The 20,917-nt window shown below is 35.7% G+C and carries 19 protein-coding genes and 1 other RNA gene; 9 read left to right on the plus strand and 11 right to left on the minus strand.

Annotation, left to right across the window (positions count from 1 at the left end; translation table 11 throughout):
- Positions 1 to 99: 99 nt before the first annotated feature.
- On the minus strand, positions 100 to 903 hold the full coding sequence (locus MKY94_RS01950; RefSeq protein ID WP_154311750.1) for a serine protease: 804 nt from the start codon (positions 901 to 903) through the stop codon (positions 100 to 102).
- A gap of 131 nt (positions 904 to 1,034) precedes the next feature.
- Between MKY94_RS01950 and ssrS the strand changes: the two genes are divergently transcribed.
- The 4 genes from ssrS (at position 1,035) to MKY94_RS01970 (ending at position 8,975) form a co-directional block, all read left to right on the plus strand.
- Positions 1,035 to 1,230: non-coding RNA, 6S RNA (gene ssrS / locus MKY94_RS01955), on the plus strand.
- 581 nt (positions 1,231 to 1,811) lie between these two features.
- Positions 1,812 to 2,585, plus strand: a complete 774-nt coding sequence (locus MKY94_RS01960) for a LysM peptidoglycan-binding domain-containing protein (RefSeq protein WP_342577915.1) — start codon at positions 1,812 to 1,814, stop codon at positions 2,583 to 2,585.
- A gap of 423 nt (positions 2,586 to 3,008) precedes the next feature.
- A complete protein-coding gene (locus tag MKY94_RS01965; protein WP_342577917.1) occupies positions 3,009 to 3,773 on the plus strand; it encodes a DUF2071 domain-containing protein in 765 nt (254 codons plus the stop codon).
- A gap of 789 nt (positions 3,774 to 4,562) precedes the next feature.
- Positions 4,563 to 8,975 carry a S8 family serine peptidase gene (locus MKY94_RS01970; protein ID WP_342578644.1) on the plus strand — a complete coding sequence of 1,471 codons (4,413 nt, stop codon included), beginning with the start codon at positions 4,563 to 4,565 and terminating at the stop codon, positions 8,973 to 8,975.
- A gap of 208 nt (positions 8,976 to 9,183) precedes the next feature.
- On the opposite strand, the gene MKY94_RS01975 is transcribed toward MKY94_RS01970, so the two are convergent.
- Positions 9,184 to 9,486, minus strand: coding sequence for a DUF1805 domain-containing protein (locus MKY94_RS01975; RefSeq protein WP_144538501.1), 303 nt, complete (start codon positions 9,484 to 9,486; stop codon positions 9,184 to 9,186).
- Positions 9,487 to 10,283: 797 nt separating this feature from the next.
- Here MKY94_RS01975 and MKY94_RS01980 point away from each other — a divergent pair.
- Positions 10,284 to 10,481 (plus strand): alpha/beta-type small acid-soluble spore protein, encoded by a 198-nt coding sequence (locus MKY94_RS01980; RefSeq protein ID WP_144538502.1) that lies wholly within the window; start codon positions 10,284 to 10,286, stop codon positions 10,479 to 10,481.
- A 117-nt stretch (positions 10,482 to 10,598) separates the two neighbouring features.
- Here MKY94_RS01980 and MKY94_RS01985 read toward each other — a convergent pair whose 3' ends face one another.
- The 6 genes from MKY94_RS01985 to hutH all read right to left on the minus strand — a co-directional run bounded on the left by MKY94_RS01985 (position 10,599) and on the right by hutH (position 14,755).
- Positions 10,599 to 10,889: a DUF2653 family protein gene (locus MKY94_RS01985; RefSeq protein WP_144538503.1), complete on the minus strand. Its 291-nt coding sequence runs from the start codon at positions 10,887 to 10,889 to the stop codon at positions 10,599 to 10,601.
- On the minus strand, positions 10,877 to 11,323 hold the full coding sequence (locus tag MKY94_RS01990; RefSeq protein WP_144538504.1) for a hypothetical protein: 447 nt from the start codon (positions 11,321 to 11,323) through the stop codon (positions 10,877 to 10,879). Before MKY94_RS01990 ends, MKY94_RS01985 begins: the two co-directional genes overlap by 13 nt.
- Before the next feature lie 107 nt (positions 11,324 to 11,430).
- The gene (locus tag MKY94_RS01995; RefSeq protein ID WP_144538505.1) at positions 11,431 to 11,559 is read right to left on the minus strand and encodes a sporulation histidine kinase inhibitor Sda; all 129 of its coding nucleotides are present in this window, start codon (positions 11,557 to 11,559) and stop codon (positions 11,431 to 11,433) included.
- Between the two features lie 485 nt (positions 11,560 to 12,044).
- A complete protein-coding gene (locus MKY94_RS02000; RefSeq protein WP_154311746.1) occupies positions 12,045 to 12,203 on the minus strand; it encodes a hypothetical protein in 159 nt (52 codons plus the stop codon).
- Positions 12,204 to 12,683: 480 nt separating this feature from the next.
- Positions 12,684 to 13,019, minus strand: a complete 336-nt coding sequence (locus MKY94_RS02005) for a L,D-transpeptidase (RefSeq protein ID WP_144538506.1) — start codon at positions 13,017 to 13,019, stop codon at positions 12,684 to 12,686.
- Between the two features lie 224 nt (positions 13,020 to 13,243).
- Positions 13,244 to 14,755: a histidine ammonia-lyase gene (gene hutH, locus MKY94_RS02010; protein ID WP_144538507.1), complete on the minus strand. Its 1,512-nt coding sequence runs from the start codon at positions 14,753 to 14,755 to the stop codon at positions 13,244 to 13,246.
- A gap of 276 nt (positions 14,756 to 15,031) precedes the next feature.
- On the opposite strand from hutH, the gene MKY94_RS02015 reads away from it, so the two are divergent.
- Positions 15,032 to 15,916, plus strand: coding sequence for a DUF4349 domain-containing protein (locus MKY94_RS02015; RefSeq protein ID WP_144538508.1), 885 nt, complete (start codon positions 15,032 to 15,034; stop codon positions 15,914 to 15,916).
- 181 nt (positions 15,917 to 16,097) lie between these two features.
- Here the strand turns inward: MKY94_RS02015 and MKY94_RS02020 are convergent, their stop codons facing one another.
- The 3 genes from MKY94_RS02020 to MKY94_RS02030 form a co-directional block, all read right to left on the minus strand.
- Complete coding sequence (locus tag MKY94_RS02020; RefSeq protein WP_144538509.1) at positions 16,098 to 17,060, minus strand: polysaccharide biosynthesis protein; 963 nt, start codon at positions 17,058 to 17,060, stop codon at positions 16,098 to 16,100.
- 40 nt (positions 17,061 to 17,100) lie between these two features.
- Positions 17,101 to 17,730 (minus strand): DUF1796 family putative cysteine peptidase, encoded by a 630-nt coding sequence (locus MKY94_RS02025; protein WP_144538510.1) that lies wholly within the window; start codon positions 17,728 to 17,730, stop codon positions 17,101 to 17,103.
- A 268-nt stretch (positions 17,731 to 17,998) separates the two neighbouring features.
- On the minus strand, positions 17,999 to 18,373 hold the full coding sequence (locus tag MKY94_RS02030; protein WP_225215984.1) for a DUF4183 domain-containing protein: 375 nt from the start codon (positions 18,371 to 18,373) through the stop codon (positions 17,999 to 18,001).
- Positions 18,374 to 18,543: 170 nt separating this feature from the next.
- Between MKY94_RS02030 and MKY94_RS02035 the strand changes: the two genes are divergently transcribed.
- The 3 genes from MKY94_RS02035 to MKY94_RS02045 all read left to right on the plus strand — a co-directional run bounded on the left by MKY94_RS02035 (position 18,544) and on the right by MKY94_RS02045 (position 20,865).
- Positions 18,544 to 18,903, plus strand: a complete 360-nt coding sequence (locus MKY94_RS02035) for a DUF4183 domain-containing protein (RefSeq protein ID WP_144538512.1) — start codon at positions 18,544 to 18,546, stop codon at positions 18,901 to 18,903.
- A gap of 86 nt (positions 18,904 to 18,989) precedes the next feature.
- The gene (locus MKY94_RS02040) at positions 18,990 to 20,243 is read left to right on the plus strand and encodes a glycosyltransferase family 4 protein (protein WP_342577918.1); all 1,254 of its coding nucleotides are present in this window, start codon (positions 18,990 to 18,992) and stop codon (positions 20,241 to 20,243) included.
- The gene (locus MKY94_RS02045; RefSeq protein WP_144538514.1) at positions 20,227 to 20,865 is read left to right on the plus strand and encodes a hypothetical protein; all 639 of its coding nucleotides are present in this window, start codon (positions 20,227 to 20,229) and stop codon (positions 20,863 to 20,865) included. Before MKY94_RS02040 ends, MKY94_RS02045 begins: the two co-directional genes overlap by 17 nt.
- Positions 20,866 to 20,917: the final 52 nt, after the last annotated feature.

Here is a 20,917-nt window from a genome sequence, read left to right on the forward strand (position 1 = left end):
CGTGGGGAGCGATAAGCCATCATCGTCACATTCGCGTCGTTTGCCTATGGTTAGGGATGGGATTTGCGAGATTAACTCACATAAAAATATTTTTTTACTTTATTTAGTTACCTTGTAATACTCATCTATAGGTATAAAAAGTCCGACTTTTCCATGCTCCTCGTGATTTAATGTAGCAAAAACTACACCAATTACTAGGCCATTTTCATTGAATACAGGACTTCCGCTATTACCTCTATAAACTGGTGCCTTCATCATCATGACCGGCACTTCCCAGTCAACTAATTGATAAGGTTCAATAAGCATTCCTTCATTTGCAATACTTGTAAATCGAAGAGGGTTTCCAATGAATGTAATATGATCGTCTTTCTTAGCCGACATACTATCTGCCAAGTCTAAATATGGAAGACCAACTTCGTCAGGGATTTGTAAAACTGCTAAATCGATTTCAGGGAAAGTTTGGATAACTTCTGCTTTAAAACGGCCTGCCTCAGGGAAGCCAACTGTCACATTTTTATTTCCTTCTACTACATGATTATTTGTAATAATTTTTCCCTCACTTGAAACAGAAAAACCAGTACCTTTACTGTCATCTGTTAAAACAACTACAACAGCCTTTTTATCTGCCGAAACTTCATCTTGAGCTGAAAGGCGCGCAGATGTTTTTAAAAATTCAATTGCAGGAATGGAGTATATTTGAAAAATAAGACCAAAAGTATTCACGAATAATACAGCAGCCATTACGTAAAAGATCCATTTTGGAAAAGGACGCTTTCGAGTTGGATTATTTTTTTCTCTCGCAGCCTTTTGAAGAGCTTCGGCTTGAGCCTCTAAAACCAAGCGCTGCAATTCTTCATCATCTATGTCCTCTTCCCATTCTTCTCTTTTGCGATCATAAGGCATCTTTATTCACTTCCTCGCAACCAAGTATGTATTACCATTATACATAAATGTTAACTAAGCACATTTACTTAATTGGCAAGACTAGAAATTATTTCACTTGAAATTAAGGGAAAATGGGTTTATTATATGACTATAAGCTGCATTGTTCGTATGAATATTAAGTTTTAACCTTTATGCTGTAACAGGGAGTTTTATATAGAGCCGGAATGACAAGCTTCGTTCTCTTTTTAGACAATGAAGACATGCATAGAAGGTTTCTGCGAACACCCACTTTGAGGAGTGGTGGTTTAAAACTTTCATATAAGATACGGCAAAGGCGGCTTTTACCATTAAAGTATAGTTTCAATAAAACTTTCTAGCCAAGCATCTTCCCTTTTAAGGGAAGGTGCTTTTTTGTATAGAAAAGTTTTTTAGGATTTTCTCATAAATCATATGGCATAACCCCATTTGCTTGTCGGGGCAGAGATAGGCGCTTGCGCTTTTCTTATTGTCTAGCTTCAGCGCCTTGCCCCTCGAGGTCAAATGGGAAAAAGCTGCGGTGGCTGAGGAACTGCCTCCTCGCTGTTCCCCATTTGCTTGTCGGGGCAGACATAGGCGCTTGCGCTTTTCTTATTGTCTAGCTTCAGCGCCTTGCCCCTCGAGGTCAAATGGGAAAAAGCTGCGGTGGCTGAGGAACTGCCTCCTCGCTGTTCCCCATTTGCTTGTCGGGGCAGACATCAGGCGCTTGCGCATTTCTTCATAAAATCATTTTTAGAAATTTTTAGAAAGATTTCATGTAAGAAACCATTTGTAATACTCCTTTGGGTTCTGTCATGTATTTATTATCTCTTTAACACTATTCTGAAATAGCTTTGACATCTTTAAGTGTTATGCTAGGAGTCGTTAGTGAAAAGGAGGAAATTCATTTTATGAAAAAACACATTGTAGCACTAACAGCTATAGCAGCACTATCAGTAGGGACAGCAGGACAAGCTTTTGCATCAAGTGTCCATACGGTAGAAAAAGGCGATACACTTTGGTCCATTTCACAAGATAATAATGTTAGTGTGGAAAATTTACAAGCATGGAACGATCTCGATACAACACTTATATACCCAGCTCAACAATTAAAATTAGGGGAATCCACTGATACTTATACAGTTGTTTCAGGGGACACTATTTCTGGAATTGCCAGCAAGCATGGTATGAGTGTGACTGAACTAATGACTAGTAACCAGCTAATAGACGATTTAATATATCCTGGAGACAAATTAGTTGTTAGTGCAGGCAAAGTACAATCACAGGTAAGTGCAGCTCAAAGTCCTGCAAGCAGCAACTCAAACACTACTAATTCAAGTAAACCAGCGGCTTCAACGTCTACTAGTTCAAGTAAACCAGTGGCGTCAACCTCTGAAAAAGAGATTACTGTAACTTCTACTGCATATACTGCTTCCTGTAAAGGGTGTTCCGGAATTACTTCCACTGGAATCGATTTAAATGCCAATCCAAATCAAAAGGTTATTTCAGTTGATCCTTCTGTTATTCCTTTAGGTTCAAAAGTTTGGGTCGAAGGTTATGGAGAGGCTATTGCTGGGGACACTGGTGGAGCTATTAAAGGAAATACAATTGATATATATATGTCTTCCTATGAAGATGCTATTAATTGGGGACGCAAGACAGTTACAGTAAAAATATTAAAATAAAACTTTTCTGATTAATAAAAAGGCCTATAGTCGTTATGGATAAAAAAATGGATGTTATAGGCAGTCACTAATAAAAAAATCGTTATATCATTCATAATTTTTACATTGAAAATCTCAATATTTTTTTATCTTTAATATTTTGGTTTCTATGTAAATAACTAGCGGTTTAAAAATTCACCTAGAGGTGTATAATACCGATATGAGAAACAGTTAATCACTGAAGAAGATCTCCCTTCGTTTTTCTCATCTGGTTTCCATAAGTGAAATCGGGCCCCACTGTTGAAGAAGTGGGGCTATTTTTTTGCGTAAATTTATTTTAAAAAAATAGCATTTTATTCTTAATAATACATAGAAAAATGGAAATTTGTATAACCATTTATATAATGGGTATATATTAATTAAAAAGAAAAGAGGATAGAAGACATGGGAAATTTCTTGAGCGATAAATCAGCTCAATGGGATGAAAGTCATCGTCTTTGGCCTATGCCCGATATACCTTGGATAATAACACAAACTTGGAATAATCTTTTGTTTGCTCATTATCCAGTAGATTTAAAAGTCCTCCAAAGCTTAATACCTGATGAATTAACATTAGATACTTATAATGGAACAGGTTGGGTGGGTATTGTAGCTTTTCGTATTACCGGGAGTAGAGTGAGAGGTGTCCCACCTTTACCAGGAATGGCGAACTTTCCTGAAATTAATGTGAGAACTTATGTAACTATTGATGAAAAACCTGGTGTTTACTTCTTAAGTATGGATGCTAGCAATATTCTTGTGGTAGGAGGGGCAAGGACGTTATACCATCTACCTTATGTAACTTCAGAGATGAAAGTGGATTACAATCATCCTTTTATTAAGTATAAAAGTAACAGATTAGACAAAAGTGGAGCGGCATTAAATTGTAGCTACAGACCAATTTCAGATCCTTATAATGCTCCAGCGAGTTCATTTGAAAAATGGATGGCTGAACGCTATTGCTTATATACAGTCAATAAGAGGGGAGAATTACGTCGCTGTGATATTCTGCATCAGCCCTGGTTACTTCAGAAAGCAGAAGCAAATATTAGCTTAAACACAATGCTTTCATCTCAAGGTATTCCAGTCGAGTCCGATAAACCTATTTTACATTTCTCTAAAAAGAAGAAGGTACGTATGTGGCCGTTAGTAAATCCGTTTGAAAGGTAGAATAATATTAGAAGTGCGTTAGATTCAAGGGAGATTCCTTGTATTTAACGCTTTTTGATTTTTCTAAGAGAAATATTATTTGTCAGATTTTCTGAAAGATAGAACCTCTTCTTAAAATTATGGAATGGAGAATCCTGTTGAAATGGTAGCTATAATAAAACATTTTAAGAATTACAGGTATTTAGAACTTCTTAATAAATAGTGCTTAATAATCGTTGTACTTTTTTATGAAACTGTAAAGCTATATTCTAAAAGGGTTTCCTTTGAACAGTTAAGTAGTTCTTTTTTCCTTTAAGTGAAATTACCGCTTAAAATATTTTAAATATTTAGAATAATATAGTATTATTTAATTATTTTTTAGTTAATAGAGATTTTATGTAAATTTTCAATAAAAGGGTAATTCTTACATATCAAAGGATTAGTACAGCCTGCATTGAAAATTCAAAGAAATAAAAAAGTTCTTTATACCTAATTAAATTAAGTTGAAAGTAGTCTTAATCAATCAAATTAGAAAAAATGTACTAATTCGTGTCAAATTTCGACAATATATTTATATTTACTGCTTTATAGTTTTAATTACATCAAGAGCTTTCGTAGACACCATGGAATTCTGCCTAAATTAATTAGGAAGGGGGGAAAGGGTGTTTTTGTGTTTTTAGAAAAGTATAGACACTTATTCGGGCAGGGAAAGACATGAAGTAAAAATCAGAGGAGGAATGGAAGTTGAGTAGTAGAAAAAATAGTCGAACTAAACGTACTAAAGCCGTTAGTATCGCAGCATCTATACTTATGACATTTTCACTGATCGCTCCAAACGTGGCTAGTGCAGAGGCTAATAGCAAACTGCACCAATCTATGAGAGAGTCGAGTCCTAGTAATATATCTGTTCAGGACAAACTGAGTAGTAGATTGCTAGAAAGCTTTAAACAGGATGAAAAAGTAACCTTTTTGATTAAATTTAAAGAAAAGGCTGATACGGCAGGAGTGGCAGCGGAGGCTAGGGAAAATGCCGAAGGTAAAAACCTTTCCGCTCATAATACGAAGCTTGTTCAGCGCTCAGCGGTTGTTTCAGAGTTAAAGTCTACTTCTATGGAATCTCAAGAAACTGTGATGGATTTTCTTGAGAAGGAAGTTGAAAAAGGAAACGCTAGTGACTTAGAATCCTATTACATCGTTAATGGTATGTCGGTAACAACAACGAAAGAAATTGCCGAAAAAATAGCTACTTTTCCTGAGGTAGAGAAAATACTTCCTAATGAAACCCGACAGTTATTTACCACTAAAACAGAAAATGCGGTAATGCCTAAGGCAGAAATTGCAAATGTAGAGTGGAGTATTGAACGGGTCAAGGCTCCAGAGGTTTGGGAAATGGGTATTGATGGAGCAGGTACTGTTGTTGCGAGTATTGATACTGGAGTTCAATGGGATCATCCAGCTCTAAAAGAAAAGTACCGTGGCTATAACAAAGCTACTGGACAAGTGTCCCATGACTTTAACTGGTTTGATGCAACCTCAGCAGCTCGTGCTACACCGTATGATGACTTGGAACATGGTACGCATGTAACTGGAACAATGGTAGGTAGCGAACCAAATGGCTCAAACCAAATTGGGGTTGCCCCAGGTGCTAAGTACATTGCTGTTAAAGCGTTTACCTCATCTGGTGGGTCTGACGCGGACCTTTTAGAAGCAGCACAATGGATTTTAGCCCCAACTGATGCTAATGGAAATACACGTGTAGATTTAGCTCCGGATGTGGTAAATAACTCTTGGGGTGGCGGACCAGGACTTGACGAGTGGTACCGAGACGTTGTAAATAACTGGCGTGCTGCAGAAATTTTCCCTGAGTTTTCTGCGGGTAATACTACTCTTACAAATCCAGGAGGAGCAGGCTCTGTAGCAGCACCTGCTAACTATCCTGAGTCTTTTGCTACTGGAGCAATCGACATTAATAATAAAGTTGCAAATTTCTCTCTTCGTGGTCCATCTCCATACGCAGAGATTAAACCTGATATCTCTGCACCTGGTGTGAACATTCGTTCATCCATTCCAGGTGGTGGCTATGAAGGTGGTTGGAATGGAACATCTATGTCAGGACCAGCGGTATCTGGTGTAGCTGCATTGCTTAAACAAGTTAATGCAAACCTGACTGTAGATGAAATGGAAGAAATTTTATTAAATACAGCTATTCCATTAACTGATACCCAATATACGGCAGTTCCAAACCATGGCTATGGCTATGGATTAGTTGATGCTGAAGCAGCTGTTTCCTCGATCCTTACAGGTCTTGGAACTTTAAAAGGACAAGTAACTCAAGAAGGCGATGACAACGAAGCGCCAGTACTTGAACATTCTGCTCCTACTGAAACTTATGAAGGAATGAGTTTAACATTAACTGCTAATGTTACAGATAATATTAGTGTTTCTTCTGTAGTTTTAAATTACCAAGATGCTAATGGTGCATGGCAAGAAATTGAAGCTGGTCGCACATCTGGAGACTATAAGTCTGGAGTATACTCAGTAGTGATTCCTGGAGATTTAATCACAGGTACTGCCTTCAAATATACTTGGACTGTAACTGATTTTGGAAATAACGAAGTAACTAGTGATGAATATACTGTACAAGTAAAACCAGGGATTACTGTTGGTTACTCAGAAAATTTTGAATCACAACCAACTGGATGGTATTCTTTTGGAAACCAAGATAGCTGGGAATGGGGAGTACCAACATCTGGCCCTGGAAATGCTGCATCTGGTGAAAAAGTATATGCTACTAATCTAGATGGTCTTTATGCAAACAGTATGAATGCCACGCTTGTAGCACCGCCAATCGATTTACCTGAAGGAAACTCTTATCTTCAGTTCAAGCATTGGCATAACTTTGAACAAGCATCTTCTGGAAGAGCTTGGGATTATGGCCATGTATTTGTTTCTACTGATCAAGTAAACTGGGAACAATTATTAATGGTTACGGGAATTTCCACTGCTTGGGAAGATGCGGAAGTTGATTTATCTGCATATGCTGGTCAACGTATCTATATCGGATTTAATGCATTTTCAGATGGAAGTGTACAAAGAGACGGTTGGTACATTGATGATGTCGCTTTAACTGATGTATCTCAAACAGGTAAAGTATCAAAAGGCAATGCTGGAAACAAAGGTAATGCAGGAAATGCTGGAAATGCAGGAAATAAAGGAGAAAACCAAAAAGATATTGATGCTAAAAAAGAAACGGTAGATCCTACAAAGATCAAACCAGTACTACCTGAAGTAAAAGCTGCTCCACCAGTAGGCGAAGATGCAGCTGTGCCGACATTGCTACCTCTTGGTGCTCAAGTAAGTGTTCTTGAATCGGGTCGCTCTGTTTATACGGATCCAGCAAATGGTTCTTACTCAATGACTCATGGAGCTGGAACATTTACAGCGAAAGCTGAAGCTTACGGTTTCACATCTGAGCAAAAATCAGTTGTGATTGAAGCAGATGGAACTGCAACAGCTAACTTCACTTTAGACGAAGTAGAGCAAAATACTGTTAGTGGTACTATTACAGATTCTGCTACAGGCGAAGGAATCGCTGGAGCAACTATATTGCTTGTAGAGGATGCTAATATTACTCCTGTAGTAACGGATGAGAATGGTAACTACTCTATCACTGCTTATGTAGGAGACTACACTCTTAAAGTTATTGCTCGTGGATATCATGGTCAAGAACTTCCAGTAAGTATTGACGGTGAACCAATTACAAAAGATATCGCATTAGAGCCTTTCTACACTTACCCAGGTGGGGAAATTGGTTATGATGACGGAACAGCAGAAAATGCTAGAGCATTTAATGCAGCTGGAAATGCATGGGCTGTAAAAATGTCACTTCCTGAAGGAAAAGAAAGTGGAATTGTAACAGATGGTGTGTTTAAATTCTGGACTACTGAATGGCCTGTACCGGGTGGAACTGCATTTGCAGTGGAAGTTTGGGATGCAAGTGGAGCTGATGGTACACCAGGTAAAATGCTAGCTGGTCCTGTAGACGCGACAGCACTTCGAAATGGTGAATGGACTGTTGTTGACCTAACAGAACACAACATCGTAGTAACTGGAGATTTCTATATGGTTTATCGTCAAACGACTGCAAACCCAAATTCTCCAGGCTTAGGAACGGATGAAAATGGTACAAATGCTGGCAGAAGCTATCAAGGAGTTTCAGGTGCATGGTCGCCTTCACCTACCGCAGAGGGTAACTACATGATCCGAGCTCGTGTAAGCTACGAGGTAGTTGGCCCAGTTATCACTTCTCCTCAAGAAGGTTTAGTGACTAATGAAGAAGAGATTACAATAGAGGGATCTGCATCACCAACTACAACAATCGAGTTGAAGCAAAATGGTGAAGTAGTAGAATCTACAGAAGTTGGAACTGATGGTAAGTTTGCTATTGATGCAGTATTAACAGAAGGTGAAAATGAATTTACAGTTGTCTCTAATTTGGATGATCGTGAAACTGGGGAGTCTGCTCCTGTAACTGTTATTTTAGATACTCAAAAGCCTGAACTAACTATTACTAAACCAGTTGATGGCGAGAAAACAAATCGTGAGAGTGTTACTGTTGAAGGTACAATTGCAGATGCTAACTTAGAGTATGTTCATGTAAATGGACAGGCTGCAACAGTAACTAATGGTAAGTTCTCTAAACGTGTCCTTTTAGAGGAAGGATTAAATGAAATCACTGTAGAAGCGAAGGACAGAGCAGGAAACATAGAAACAAAAACAATTAAAGTTACTGCTGACTCCATAGCTCCAGAAATTTCTAATCTGAAACCAGCGACTGATTTAAACCTTAAAACTGGACGTAGTGTTAAAATTGAATTTGACAGTGAACCAGGATTAAAATCTACATTTGTTATTCATATGCCACTTACAAATGTGGGTAATGTACAAAATGCTACAGAACTTCCAATGATGGAAACTGGAAATGGACATTATGTAGGTTATTGGACAGTACCAGCTGATACTGTAGCTAATGGAGCGGTAATTGAGGTTATTACAGTTGATGGCTTTGCGAATGAAACACGTCAAAAAGCAGCAGGTAAACTGTATGTTAACGTAGATGCACCGACTTCACAGCCGTCAGTGGAAAAACCTGCTGATGTAGAGGAGCCAGCAAAAGGAAACGAAGATAAGAAAGAAGAAATTGATAACTTATTAACAAACTAATTCGGCAAAATTTAAAAGAGTGTCAGTAAGGAATTTCCTTGCTGACACTTTTTCTATTATTGGTGATACACCAAAAAATGAATGAAATTTATAAAAAGGCGTCGACTTCCTTAGGGTATGGAAGTGATAAATTCTGTTCAATTTTTATTTGAAAGAAAAAGTGATTCATTTTGCCGGTCCTACTAATTACTCGAAGTCATTTTCCTATCTAGACCATTCTTAATAATGCATCTTTTCCTACCATTCCAGTAGTGATTCCCATTTCTATTGCTTCTAATGTAACTGATTCTAATGGAGCGTTTAAAAGCTGGTCAATTGTTTTAACTCCAACTGCGCGACCTGCAATAATTTGACGATCCTTCAATTTTTCATTGAGCAATCCTATGTCTAGTGCCCCACACATAATATAACCTTTATCATTGGACACGGTAAGTAAGTTAGTTTTAGGAAGTTCAACTGAAACAGCTATAAAAGTATTGCCCTCTATTTCTATTGGTTGTACTTTAATCATGTTAATACCCACTCCTTTTAACGTTTCCCTACAAGTTATGAAATAGGGTGACAAAGCGTGCATTATTACTAAATAAGTTTGCTAAATATGCTTTTACACCTCATATACTTCTTATAGTAGGGGAAAGTTAAAAACGTAATGCTTTGTTATTTTAGCTACAAAAACCTTTAAAAACTATTGTTTTCTTTAACTTCTACCTGATAGTGGGGATTTATGGGCGGAGCAGGAAATTCATGATGTAAGAATATAAAGTGTACTAAGAGTGAATTAAAAATAGTTTAGAAACAGATAAGTAGCTTGCGAATTAGTGCGTTTAAATAAAAATCATTCTTAAATCAGATTGAATAATTTAATTACTTTAATAGCACTTTACCAGTTAAATACGTACATTTCATACTTGTTGATAGTAGCGCCAGGCGGCGACTCCGGAGGGATGAGTGAGGCAGAAAAACCATCACAACAGGAGTGTATGCGACGGTGATGGCTTATCGATCACCCCACGGAAAGCCTCCGTCTAGAGTGGAAATCAATTATTATATTCTTAAAAAAGCATCTGTATATCATTGTTCCTATCTTGATAGTTCGTACTTTTTCATAAAAACAGGAATTATTAAATTGATTGACTTCTATAAAAAGCTTAACCAAAGATAAATAAATAATGCTTGATTAAAGCTGTTCTTTAAAAAAGAAAAAATTTCTGTTTCGGTGGTTTATAAAATAACAATAATTTCCTCTTATTTTCGTTGGTATAAATAAAGTCAAATGGCACAATCTAATCTCACAAGGAGGTGAGAAAAATGTCAAACAACAACAATAAACTACTTGTACCAGGTGTTAAACAAGCTCTTGATCAAATGAAATATGAAATCGCTCAAGAATTCGGTGTGCAACTTGGAGGAGAATCTACAGCGCGTGCTAACGGTTCCGTTGGCGGAGAAATTACTAAGCGTTTAGTAGCTCAAGCTCAAGGACAAATGAACGGATCACAAAAATAATTAAACTTTACGGCCGATGGCTATTTTAGCCATCGGTTTTTAATGTGCAATGAAAAACATAAGTGCTAGGAAAAATAAGCCAAGAAAAAAACCGAAGAAAGATTCTTCGGTTTTTTCTTAGCTTACTATAGCGATAATTCCCTCTTCTTCATCAAAAACAAGCTCGATTCCTGTAGTAATAGGATCTAGATTTAAAAATTCTCTCATTGTTTGGCGAAGAGATTCGATAATGTCTAATGTGCTTAAGTTATGTTGCTGATTATTTATATAAGCTTCTGCGGAAAAACCAACCTCATCATCAAAGATTAGTTCTACTTCAACCTCTTCAGGAGTAGTATTAAATTTACGACCAAAATGGACGCAAATAGCATTAATAATATTTTGTTCTGGTATAACTAGTTTCTCCATGTGTGTGGATCCTCTTTTTTCTTCTTGTCTTTAAACATGTTGAAGATTTTAAGTGCAAGCACAATAATAACAATGATTGCCACTGCATTTATTAAGAAGCCTAATACAGATCCTAGGATACCCATATTAGCAAATAGACTACCAAAAAGTAATCCAGCTAAACCACCAACAAAAAGACCCTTCATTAGTCCCCCTGCAGAAAATCCTCCTTTAGGAGTAGTGTTGTTAGTAGTTTTGTTTGTTGCTGTTGTATCATCTTTTTTATCCTTTTGAATATTTGAATTAGTGTTATTAGAGTTGTTATTTGAGTTAAATCCTTTTTTTCCGGATTTATACTTTTTTGCTTCAGCAGTAATATCATCTTGGAAGACGAAGCTACCGACAGATGAAAAGACAAGTGTGATGGTAAGTAAAGCGACGAGCAATTTTTTCAATGTATTAACCTCCGTTGAATAGTAATAGCTGATATAGTATGGGTCTACTGTATTACCTTATACTATATACGAAGGAATGGAAAGAAAGTTTCACTTTTAGATAAAAACTATAAATCAACCTTGAGTGAGCGACGTTGAATTTCGCTTTCTAATAGAGCTAAAAAGTCGGGGCAAAGTTCTAGTTCCTTAGCAGTAAAATATGATTCTAATAATAAATCATCTGACATTTTACTCATGTTTTTTCCTCCTGTTAGTTAAATAGTAATATATGAGAAAAGTTCTTCTTATTAAATAATTATTATAATAGATACTTTACCAAATAATCTCAGATAGAACAATCGTTCTTTTTATCCACAGTAATGTATGGATAAGTTGTGTATAAACTGTTTATAAGAATTTCAAATGCTTACTCTTCTAGTGTGAGTTCTGTGTGTAATTTTATCCACAGTAAGAAAAAAAGGCGGATTTTGTCGAAACATTTTAATGTAAAAACATTTTTTTTACTTCTAATTGAAAAAAATGAAACATATTATATGTTTTAAATATTTTTCAAGTATATTCAATAACTTTTTGTTCTTTTTATTCATTTAATCCTGTGGATAAACAAAATATTTCCTTTTATTAAATACCCATAAAGAATAAACTTAAACCAATTAATTGAATTTTTTAAAAAATATTCTTTATCCATATCCATTATCTCTTCGTCTGTTATCTCTACCTTTTATTTATCCACTTCTTGTTCCATATTTTGTTCCTCTACGTTGATATCTTCAGGACCTTCATCGTTTTTATTGGTTGAATCATTGTCACATGCACCAAGCAGGCCTAATGAAATCAATGAAAAAGCGCCGATTTTTGCGCGTTTATTTTTAGCAAACATATATATTACCTCCGAAATTTTTTCTTAATTAACAAACGTCATCCCTAAAATGAGTTTTCTTATTTACTTACCTCTCTTTTCAAGAGGTAAACTTAAAAAGGAGTAATAGGTACAAAATACATACAGTGATGTGATCTATGGTTTATCAAAAAAATTTAGGAAGCATTACAACTGAAAAAGTTAATTTAACAAAGATATGTAGACAATCATAGAGGAACAAATAAGAAGGAACAGTAGGAACAAGAAGTCATATGCTAATATGAATCGCTAAAACGAATTGGAATAGGGTAAAAGGGTTGAAAGTCAAAAGTAGGGAAGAAACTTACAAAATATATTTAGAAATTGGACGAAGTGGAAAGTGTAGGATCATTTGTACAGGGGAACTTAATTAGCATAGTGAATTGGAAGATATAATTTTATTAATATACGGCTTACACTTCGTCTGTAATTAGTAACATATAGCGAGTTACTTGGAAATTTTCATTTATGAATGTATACATTTGTTTGAATAGGGACCATAGAAGAAAGTTCTATAACATCATCGTTGTACATCCTTATACAACCTAACGAAACCTCTTTACCAATGGAGCTAGGGTCGTTAGTTCCATGAATGCCATAATGGGGCTTTGAGAGACCCATCCACAACGCTCCATAAGGACCTCCAGGGTCAATTTCTTTATTAATAATTATATAGTTGCCTGTAGGGGTAGGAGTTAAAATTTTTCCAACTGCAATGGGGTATGTTTTAAGTAATTTGCTTGCATCATAAAGCTTTAGCTGACGCTTGCTAACAGACACATCAATCCAAAGTGTCAAAGAACCACTCTCCTAAAATGTTATTCATCTTATTATATGTGAATGGCTAGGAAACGTTTAAAGAAGAGAAGGATGAATGCATGGTCCCTGTCTAAGGGGGGCGAGTTATTCCATAAATCGAATATGGTTCAAGAGGATTGAATAAAGTGAAAAGGCTTTTCTACTAGCGACTAGAAGGAACACTGTAGAGGATGCCTTTTCACAATTCTATACAAGAGATTATTTTAACTATGATTAAGCACTTTGCTTTTTATAGTTTCTTCTTTTAAATATGCTTGCATAAGTTTTATGTCATTACTAAAGACGCGATCTTCTTTTATAGATGGGATGAATGAACGGAGTTCTTGCCACTTCTTCAGTAGTCTTGGAGACATAAGATCCTTCCCGCGATATTCAGTACCTTGAATAGCACAAATAGCCTCGATAGCAATAACATGACGAGTATTTTGGATAATTTGAAAAGCGTGTCTTGCACCTATTGTTCCCATGCTTACATGATCCTCTTGGTTTGCTGAAGATGGAATGGAATCGACAGAAGCAGGGTGGGCAAGTGTTTTGTTTTCTGAAACAAGACTTGCGGCTGCATATTGTATAATCATGACTCCAGATTGTAGGCCAGGCTCAGGACTTAAAAAGGGAGGAAGCCCATTGTTTAACTGTGGATTTACTAATCGTTCAATACGACGCTCCGAAACATTTGCGAGCTCTGCCATACCCACTTTTAAAAAGTCCATAGCAAACGCGATGGGTTGCCCATGAAAATTTCCTCCCGAAATAACAGAACGTCCGTCTTCAACAATTAACGGATTATCTGTAGCCGCATTCATTTCAATCTCTAACTTTTCCTTCACATAGGAAAGAACCTGCCATGTAGCTCCGTGGATTTGGGGGATACATCTTAACGAATAAGCATCCTGCACTCGTTCCTCCCCTTGCTTAGTGACGAGTTTGCTTCCCTCCAACCATTGGAGCATTCGCTTAGCCACTTCTACTTGTTCTATATAACCTCTTGCTTCATGGATTGCGGGATGAAAGGCATCTGTTATTCCATGCAAAGCCTCCATAGTAATAGCAGCAATCCACTCACTTTGGTAAGCGAGAGTTTCAGACTCTAGCCAGTTAATCACGCCTTGCGCAGTCATCGCTTGGGTTCCATTTATGAGAGCTAGACCTTCCTTTGCCTCTAGAACTATTGGATCTAAGCCATGTCTTTTCCATATCTCTGCTGAAGGGATATGTTTGTTATTCTCCCAAACTAGTCCTTCACCGACTAGAACAAGAGCTAGATGAGATAATGGAGCTAGATCTCCTGATGCTCCAAGTGAGCCTTGAGATGGAATTACTGGATGAATGCTATGATTAGCCATATATGCTAGTCTTTCCAAAACCTCTAAACGAATGCCTGAAAACCCCTTCAATAACGCATTCAAGCGAAGTACAACCATTGCTCTAGAAACCAACTCATCAAAAGGAGCACCGATTCCACAGGCATGTGATCGGATAAGGTGTAGCTGGAGTGCATGAACATCTTCTTCATTTATACTCACATCACTAAATTTTCCAAATCCTGTATTAATTCCATAGACAGTTTGCTTACTACTAACAATATCTTCTACAACTTTTCTACTATTAAGTACGCGGTTAACAGCTTCCGTGTTTAAAGCTATTTTTTCATTTTTATATAAAATAGCTCTCATTTGTTCTAATGTTAGGCCATATCCTTTTAAATGAATCATTTTTCACAGTCCTCACGTCATTGTGTAATTTATATTAAATAATTCTTTTGCTAAGAGTAGGGTAATTTCAGCGCTGATGTTTTCAACTGCTTTATCTCAACAAAAAAATTCTCTTCTTTATTCTATCGAAATATTTAAATAAATTAAGTGTTTTTACTATAAAAGTAAAAATTTCTCATCTGCTAATAAAATATCCTGTTAGTGTACTAAAACAAATGACTGTAACTAAACGAAACTATATCCGTCTATTTATACAAAGAAAGGGGATATTTGGAAATGGTAAAGTGGATTAAACTTGTTAGCTTCCTATTCGTCTTTTTATTGGTAGGTTGTAGTGCAAACGAAGAATCTGCTAAAAGTGATATGCTTGAAACAGATTCAGCCGATTATTCCAATGAAGTAGCGAATATAAGTGAAGAAGCAAAAGAAGAGAGCTTAACAGATCAAAGCAAAGAGACAGAGAGTTCCAAGGAAACAAAAACACAAAGAATGATTATTCATAATGCAGACATAAGTGCAAATGTTAAAGAGCTTTCGGTTGCCCAAGAAAAAATCACGCAAAAAGTAAAAAAGTATAATGGATACATTGTAGAATCAACCGTATATCAAGAGAGTGAGTCTAACAGTTATGGTAAAATGGTTGTCCGAGTTCCAGAGGAGCATTTTGAAACTTTTTTAGTAGAAGCAGAATCCGAAGTAACCAAGGTACTAGAGCATAATGTTACTGGAGAGGATGTAACTGAGCAATATGTTGATTTAGAATCAAGACTAAAATCAAAAAGAGCAGTGGAAGCTCGTTTACTCGTGTTTATGGAAAAGGCAGAAAAAACCGAGGATTTACTTAAAATTTCAGATGATTTAGCGAAGGTACAGGAAGAAATAGAAATAATAGTAGGGAAAATGAAGTTTCTAGAAAACCAAACTTCGTTATCAACGATTGAAATGACCTTGTATGAAAATAAAATAGTTGTTCCAAGCATTGAAAATGATGACTTAAATACATGGGAGAAGATAAAGAAGCAATTTGTTACAAGTATTAATTTTCTTTTATCCATAGGTTCCAGTATTCTTGTTTTACTACTTGGTAATTTGCCGGTGTTAATTATTTTAGGTGTGCTTGCATTTATCTCGTACTCGTTATTTAAAAGAAGAAAGAAATGACTTAGCAATATCATTCTAAAAATCTATTCTTTATAGTTTTTGTTTTTATGTAAATTGAAACTAAAATTTAGTGGATATTAATAACTAAAAGCCAACTTTTATTTGATCTTGTCTCTTGAGTTGATCAGATAAAGTTGGATTTTAGTTATAATCTAATTTTGTAGTAGGTATTTTGATTTGCTTATGATAAGAAATTGCCTTCTATAAGCATTTGTTTTATTTCTTCCTTAGTCATGATTATGTTATTAGTATCTAGTAGCACGTCAGGTATAGCTTGTTCATTATTAGAACCTGTATTAGATATAAGGATTAAGTTATTGTTAAAGATGCTCGCTAATGGTCTCTCATTTTCAGCTATTAGAGCTTCGTGAATTTTCTCTCCTCTTCTAGCACCTATTTCTATTAGACTTACATCTTTCTTTTGGTAATACTCAATAAGCACCTCTGCTAGGTCGAGGATTTTACATGCATCCATTTTCATGACAAATATCTCTCCTCCATTACCTAACTCAGCTGCTTGCAGTAGAGTTTTAATGGCATATTGAGGTGTAACGAAGTACCTTGTCATAGCTTTGTCTGTGATAAGAATCTGGTTATCTTCTTGTAATTGCTTTATAAATAAAGGAACTACGCTCCCGCTGCTTCCTAATACATTTCCACCTCTAAGGCACATGAATCTAGTAGTTGATGAAGTGTTATTAGCATGAATAATTAATTTTTCACCAAGTGCTTTAGTCATTCCGTAAGTATTAGCTGGATCAGCTGCTTTATCGGTCGATACATAAATCACTTTTTTCACCTTGTTGGCAATAGACGCCTCGATAACATTGTAAGTACCTAATACATTTGTTTTAAAAGCTTCTAAAGGGTTTTCCTCACATACTGTAACATGCTTTAAGGCAGCTAAGTGAAAAACATAGTCAACTTGCTGGCAAGCGTGATTTAATGCCTCTCTGTCCCTTATATCACCAAGGAAAAAATGTATTCTTGAATCATCAAGGCTTCTACGTAAGGTAACTTGCTTATCCTCATTTCTTGAGAGAATAATAATCTTCTTCGGGTTAAAAGGTAGTAGCTGATCAGTTAACTCAATACCCCATGAGCCTGTCCCCCCGGTTATCAGTATCGTTGAATTTGTAAACACTGCATTTCCTCCTGAATTAATTTTATTTTGTTTTGATATGTCATTTACTTTTTGTTAAATAAATATCACTTAATACCTCTTTCCACAGTTCTCCATTCCCTTCCCAAATATCTTCATTTGGAAATTCCATCATGCAGACTTTTTCTAAAGGACAGTGTTTTTCGACCATCCATTTGACTGGAGTATGATTAATTAGTAATACATTAAAATCGTGTTTGACCATTTCAGATAAAGTATTTTGAAGTGATGCTGCATCCTCTAAAGTTCCTTCTGTTCTAACGAAAAGTATACGTTTAGCTGTCTGCATTTGATGAAGAAACCTTTGGATTCTTCTTTCGTATTTCTCCATCACTTCTAGATATGATCCTAAAAATTCTAGGGTATTTTTTTCTCTACTAAAATCATGGTTAGAAACTAGGTTGTAGGCATCATCTGACACACAAATATTAGAGTCAGCATAGCCTATAACACGTAAGTTATCGTAATCCATGAATCCAATGAATCGATTTTCTAAAAGTTCATTTACTGTTGATAAAGTAGGACTCGCCATCCAATCAAGGACACCAGAGAAGGGTCTCAGATTATGTTTTTTTAACTGAATAGATGCTAAGCATAAATCTCCTAAACTGAAAACTGCATCGTAGCCCCCTTTTAGCTTCGATAGTTCCATAATTTCACCTCCTTATATTTTTAAAGGTTTAAGAATGAGAAGAAAGCATAATAACCATACTTTTCATTCCTATTTGTATTAGATGCAGCAAATGAAAAGAGAACAGGGGCTGATTCCTACCTTTTTTAAATATTTAATAGAGAAAAGAGTGTCCAAAAAGTTTTACTTATTTCTTTACTGGAGCGAGTCCATGTTTAATAGCGCTTCATTTAAATAGACAAAATAAAAGAAGGCTCGTGAATAATTCACGAGCCTTCTTTTATTTATATCATTCTGGTGTATTAATTTCAGGAGCGAAGTTAATGATTTCCATAATAATTGGCGTTCCTTTAGGAATTTCAGCATCCTCTGGTAGAGAAATTAATAAAGAGCCTACTCCATCTTCTCCAGCAGTATAGGCAAAATTGTCATCCATCTGAAGTACACCATTTATATATACATTAAAGTAGCTATTATTTAAATTGAGTAAAGGTAAATTTTGAGCAACCTCTCCACGATCATCTAAAAACATAGATGTATCAATCTTATGGGTACTGACATCCGTTATGATCTCAGGAACTTCATGAAAAAGCCGCGTTACCATCGGTGAAGCTGAAACACTTTGTTTTGGGCCAATAGCAAGTTTAATTATTTTTAATGACAAGTATTTTCCTCCTTTGAACTTCTTTAACAACATATGTGTCCAAAGGAATTCATGTTAAACAGGGACATGTACTTTTTTGAAAATAGGAATAAAGACCTTATGTGTACACATAATGATTTACTTATGGATACAATATGGCATATAAATTTATCTGTATGATGGGGGATATAATGAATAACCAGCCATATATACCACGAAAATCCATTGAGAGACACTCGCGTCCGTTATTATTTCCTGTGTCTGTCAACAAAGCAGAAAGAGAGGTTTTTAGCCCTAAGGAAGTTAATACTTATGAATTTTTTGTCTTGTCAGATGGAAGTAAAAGGATTTACTCAGAGAATGATGCAATGTTGGAATATGGAGTTCAAAAAATACCTGATCCTTCTACAGTTTCCTACATGAATTTATTTATAAATGGAATTTTACAGCCTAAAGCAAATTATGAAATTACACAGGGAAAAATAACGTTATTGACTGAAGATGTTCCATTAACAGGTTGTCCTATCATATTGCAGATGATAAAAATATAAATGCTAAAAAAAGTTAAATGCGCCCAATCTCTTACATGGTGGAAAAATAAATTAGAATAAGTGGTTAAAATAGGGGGATGTATACATTGAAAATACTGTTAGCGACGTACTGGCCTGTTCCACATTTAGGCGGAGTGTGGAATTACATGGTGCAGTTGAAAAATAAGCTAGAGTCAAATGGCCATGAGGTGGACATAATCGGCTACGACGAAAATAATATAAATATTTGTCTTTATAATCAAAATAAGATTGTTTCGAGAGACAAGTTGCTACCTTTGCTACAGGCTAAGATTAATCAGCAAAATTTTCCGGAATTATACGAAAACAAGCTTATTGAATATACAGAGTTCCAAAGGTATGTGTTTGAATTGGGAGTGGCGTATTTTGGGTTAGAGAAATATGACATAATTCACACGCAGGATGTTATTTCTAGTGCTTGTATAAATCGGATTCGTCCAGATCATGTTCCGCTGGTTGCGACTCTACACGGCTCAGTAGCACATGAAATTCACCATCAGTTGACTACCATTCATAAGACTCCAAATGCCTACATGGCTAGAACTTATTATGATGCTTTAGAAGAAGAGGGAGCAACTTCTCCGGAAGTAACAATTGTTGCAAATAACTGGTTAAAGCATATTTTGGTAAACGAATTTAATGTACCAGATGAACAAGTAAAAGTACTTCATTATGGTTTTGATACTGAAAATTTCATTAAGCAAATGAAGGTGAAGTCTAGTGTTCCTGCTGCTAAAAATAAAAAAGTTATTATTTATACAGGTAGATTAACAGATTTAAAAGGAGTACAGCATCTCATCACGGCATTAGGGAAACTTAAAAAGAAACGTCAGGATTGGGTATGTTGGATAGCGGGGGTTGGAGATGATGAATCTAAGTTAAGAGTTAAAAGCAAGGTATTTGGATTAGAGGACTATGTTGTTTTTTTAGGAAAACGAGATGATATCCCGTATCTTTTAGGGAAATCAGATATATTTGTTTTGCCAACCTTATTAGAAAACCAACCTTTATCTCTTATAGAAGCCCAAATTGCTGGGAGAGCATCCATTGTAAGTGATGTTGGTGGAATAAATGAAATGATAGAACATAAAGTTACTGGTTTATTAATTCCTCCAGCAAATCCTGATCTATTGGCTGAGAATCTTGACTTGCTTTTATCGGATGAGCAGCTCAGAAAAAACTTAGGATCTAATGCAAAAAAATGGGGAATGACACATTGGTCCATTGAACAGGGGATCAAAGATCTATTAAATGTTTATAATGAAGCAATATCCATGAGGAAGAACGGTGTTGAGGATGTCACAGATGTTTCAACAAATTAAACTTTGGATATTGTCGTGGTTAGTAAAAGGTAGGGATTTTTGTCAAAGAGTTTGGAAATCAATTTTTCCTTCAAAGATCGAACATCTTAAAGAAGACAAGGTAGAAATAGAAGAAAATGTTTTTGCCACTAGTCGAAAATACGATCGTCTTTTCCCATTACAGCAGTCGAAAGAGCATATTTTGGTATCTGAAACGGTTTGGAATAAAATTCAAGATTCAATGCCGAGTGGTTATATAATTCCCAATGAACAATCTCTTCACTTGCTATCAACTATGAGTTCCGACTACTACAATAATTTCTTCCATGATCCTCCTTCTACGCCTTACCTATTTGTAGAAGGGGAAGTTTGGAAAAAGATTATGGAGAATATAAGAGAAGATTATATTATTCCTACCTCTTTGTTTGAGAAAGTTATGACACCCATGAGTAGTGATTATTACGATAAACTTTTCCCTCAATCATATAAAACCTCTAAAGTTTTTGTAGATAATCAGATTTGGGAACAAATAATTAAAAATATACCAGAATCGTATAGTATACCTAGTAAAAATACAGATAGTCTAATTTCTAAACTCTCTCATAGTAACCATAACTCTATTCTAATGAAGCCCCAATTTTAACTAATTTATCTAATTCAAAATCCTCTTTTGTCGATGAATGGAATACCCAAGC

This window comes from Psychrobacillus sp. FSL K6-2843 (genome assembly GCF_038626375.1).
In the GTDB taxonomy this organism is placed as follows: Bacteria; Bacillota; Bacilli; order Bacillales_A; family Planococcaceae; genus Psychrobacillus; species Psychrobacillus faecigallinarum.

Bases quoted from the DNA above. Each gene is read 5' to 3' on its own strand.
- MKY94_RS01970 (WP_342578644.1), top strand. From the start codon at position 4,563: ATGACATTTTCACTGATCGCTCCAAACGTGGCTAGTGCAGAGGCTAAT.
- MKY94_RS01995 (WP_144538505.1), bottom strand. From the start codon at position 11,559: ATGAGTAAAATGTCAGATGATTTATTATTAGAATCATATTTTACTGCT.
- MKY94_RS02025 (WP_144538510.1), bottom strand. From the start codon at position 17,730: ATGGAACTATCGAAGCTAAAAGGGGGCTACGATGCAGTTTTCAGTTTA.
- MKY94_RS01985 (WP_144538503.1), bottom strand. From the start codon at position 10,889: ATGGAGAAACTAGTTATACCAGAACAAAATATTATTAATGCTATTTGC.
- MKY94_RS02015 (WP_144538508.1), top strand. From the start codon at position 15,032: ATGGTAAAGTGGATTAAACTTGTTAGCTTCCTATTCGTCTTTTTATTG.
- MKY94_RS02035 (WP_144538512.1), top strand. From the start codon at position 18,544: ATGAATAACCAGCCATATATACCACGAAAATCCATTGAGAGACACTCG.
- MKY94_RS02000 (WP_154311746.1), bottom strand. From the start codon at position 12,203: ATGTTTGCTAAAAATAAACGCGCAAAAATCGGCGCTTTTTCATTGATT.
- MKY94_RS01950 (WP_154311750.1), bottom strand. From the start codon at position 903: ATGCCTTATGATCGCAAAAGAGAAGAATGGGAAGAGGACATAGATGAT.
- hutH (WP_144538507.1), bottom strand. From the start codon at position 14,755: ATGATTCATTTAAAAGGATATGGCCTAACATTAGAACAAATGAGAGCT.
- MKY94_RS01980 (WP_144538502.1), top strand. From the start codon at position 10,284: ATGTCAAACAACAACAATAAACTACTTGTACCAGGTGTTAAACAAGCT.
- MKY94_RS02045 (WP_144538514.1), top strand. From the start codon at position 20,227: ATGTTTCAACAAATTAAACTTTGGATATTGTCGTGGTTAGTAAAAGGT.
- MKY94_RS01975 (WP_144538501.1), bottom strand. From the start codon at position 9,486: ATGATTAAAGTACAACCAATAGAAATAGAGGGCAATACTTTTATAGCT.
- MKY94_RS01965 (WP_342577917.1), top strand. From the start codon at position 3,009: ATGGGAAATTTCTTGAGCGATAAATCAGCTCAATGGGATGAAAGTCAT.
- MKY94_RS01960 (WP_342577915.1), top strand. From the start codon at position 1,812: ATGAAAAAACACATTGTAGCACTAACAGCTATAGCAGCACTATCAGTA.